This window comes from Dehalococcoidales bacterium (genome assembly GCA_028717385.1).
Classification (GTDB): Bacteria; Chloroflexota; Dehalococcoidia; order Dehalococcoidales; family CSSed11-197; genus CSSed11-197.
In genome coordinates, this window is the sequence record JAQUNW010000070.1 from 1 (window position 1) to 2,715 (window position 2,715).

Genomic DNA, 2,715 nt, shown 5'->3' on the forward strand with positions numbered 1-2,715 from the left:
TATCCCGGCCGGGGTGCAGGATAAAAACGTATCTTCCCCGATAACCATTTTCCCAAGGCTGTAGGGGTGGAAGCCATCAACATCCTTTTTGGGATCTATCGCCAGCAGGATTTCGGTTTCATTAATACATTTTGGCAGGGGAACCTGTACCAAAATACCATGAACTGCAGGTTCGGCATTCAACTTATGCACCAAGCCGAGCAACTCTTCCTGGCTGGTACCAGCTGACATTTGATAGTTAAAAGAAGCGATCCCCAGATTTTCGCAATTTTTAATCTTTAAGTTTACATAAACATGACTAGCCGGGTCGTCGCCAACCAAAACAGTCGCCAAACCTGGTACGAGGGAATATTTATTCTTCAACTCAAAAACTTGGTTTTTGAGTTCCTCCTTAATCTCTTCAGCAATTTTTTTACCGTCGATCAATCTTGCGGGCATAATTTCTCCTTTTTCAATTTACACAACCTGCTTCTGATAAATACGTCTTTGCCAGCAATATTTTTACTAATGCCAGGTTATTATTGAAGGGAATCTGCTCATGTCTGTATGTGGTAAAAAGAGGCTGGCTACATAATTATCCATAAACAGCCGATTTTCCGATAACTCTATGCTGGTCATCGTATCGGCGATTTTCAACATATCCTGGTACATCTCCAGGGAAAGAATTGCTGAATAAGCTCCCATGAGAGAGCCATTGCCGATGAACTGGAATTTATCCCTGGCTATGTCAGGCAGCAGCCCAACTTTTATCGCATTATCAATATCGATATGACTGCCGAATGTGCCAGCTATGATAATATTATCAATTTCACTCATATCAATTCCAATGCTTTCAGCAAGTGTCTGGCAACCTGCATAGATAGCCGCTTTCGAGCGAACGAAATTATCCACGTCTACTTCTGTAAGTACGATGTCTTTTCCGATAGAAGTTTGTTGAGCTTCAACAATGATATACTCAAAACCATCTTCTCCCTGACGGAGGCGCTTGCACGCTGACTCAGAATTGAACTTGCCATTTTGCCCCAGAATGCCAGCGGAAAATAGCGCTGAAATTGCATTTATTAATCCGGAACCGCAAATTCCAGCCGGGCTTTTGTTACCTATCACTTTTATTAAAGGTTGATCAAATGGATTTGGAAGCTCAAATCCTTCGATTGCCCCATTGATTGCCAGCATGCCATATTTAATTCCTCCGCCTTCGAAGGTTGGGCCGGCACTGCAAGCGGCAGTTACCATCCAATCCCGTTTGCCCAGAACTATTTCTCCGTTGGTGCCAATATCGATGTACAGGCTGGTTTGTTCACGATTGTGCATACTACAAGCTGTAACCCCGGCAACAATATCGCCACCGACATAGCTAGCCACCACCGGGATAATGTTTACATAACAATGTTTGCCGAGGTTAATACCCAGGCGGTCAGCTTTAATCAGCGGTAGGCTGTTAACAGCCGGTACATATGGTGAAAGTCTTAACGGTTCCGGATTTATTGCAAGCAGGAGTTGTACCATTATTGTATTGGCAGCAATTACCACCAGGCTAACGTTTTCGTTCTCTATTCCCGCTGAACAGGTCATGTTTTCAATCAGTTTGTTGAGTGTATCGGTGGTTAAACGCTGAAGCGCTTCGATGCCTCCAGGCCTATGGCAATAGGCGATCCGGCTTATTACATCATCTCCGTAATCTCTCTGCCGGTTATAGGTGGTTTCCTCTGCCAGGATCTTACCGTTTTCCAGAGCTATCAATCGTCCGCGGACTGCAGTAGTACCTATGTCGAAAACTATACCGTAATTATCCGCAGAAGTATCTCCACTCTCCAATCTCGAAAGTAGTGGTGCCGGAGATGACCTTATAATTGTAGCAGTAACCTCCCAGTTTTGGTCTCTTACCACCTCTGGAATTGTTTTCAGGGCGTCGTAGTCAATACATATATTGTTGTAACCAAGGTTCTTCAGGCTGTACTTAAGGCGTTTAAGGTCAGGGCTGTTGTCTTCTGGTGTCGGAACAGGCAGCTTTATTACCAGCTTGCAGACAAGTGGATTTATTGCCGGCAGCGATTCTGGCAAATAGAAAGTCCGGCTTGCGGCTGGTTCTTCCGGATTGATGGTATTGGGCACTACTTCAACTGTTACATCACCCGAAATGTAACTCTGGCATGCCAGTCGGACACCACTTTTAAATTCGTCTTCGGGGATGGTATCTGAATATGCGCTATCCAGCTGCCCTTCTCTTACTATTATCCGGCACGAACCGCAGGTTCCCGAGCCGCCACATGTTGTGCTTAGATGAATACCAGCTTTCAGGGCGGTTTTAAGAATAGACTCACCGGAGCTTCCTTTTACAATGATATTATCCGGTAAGAATCTGATGTTGTATTGCACGCTCGGTTTACCAGTCAATAATATTGCCCTTCTTTGCTTAATCCTTTACTGCTTGACACTAGAATAATCCCTTTACTTTACCCGTTTCAGTATCTACGTCGATTCTACGATAAGCCGGATCGGAAGAGGTGCCAGGCATGAGTTTAATCCCGCCGGCTACCGGAACTATAAAACCGGCCCCTCCGTAAGTAAGTATATCGCTTACCGGTAATTCCCAACCAACCGGGCGGCCTTTTATTTGTGGGTCGTGGGACAGGCTAAGGTGGGTTTTAACCATGCATACGGGGAAGTTTCGCATTGTCTCTTCTTTTTCCAGTCTTTCAATTTTACTCATTG

The 2,715-nt window shown here is 44.9% G+C and carries 3 protein-coding genes; all 3 read right to left on the reverse strand.

Going from position 1 to position 2,715, the window contains the following annotated elements:
- On the reverse strand, window positions 1-438 hold a 438-nt coding region (locus PHX29_07405; GenBank protein MDD5605708.1), incomplete at its 3' end, for a tetrahydrofolate dehydrogenase/cyclohydrolase catalytic domain-containing protein.
- A 66-nt stretch (window positions 439-504) separates the two neighbouring features.
- The gene (locus PHX29_07410; GenBank protein ID MDD5605709.1) at window positions 505-2,397 is read right to left on the reverse strand and encodes an ASKHA domain-containing protein; all 1,893 of its coding nucleotides are present in this window, start codon (window positions 2,395-2,397) and stop codon (window positions 505-507) included.
- 40 nt (window positions 2,398-2,437) lie between these two features.
- A partial coding sequence (locus tag PHX29_07415; protein MDD5605710.1) for a formate--tetrahydrofolate ligase occupies window positions 2,438-2,715 on the reverse strand: 278 nt, incomplete at its 5' end.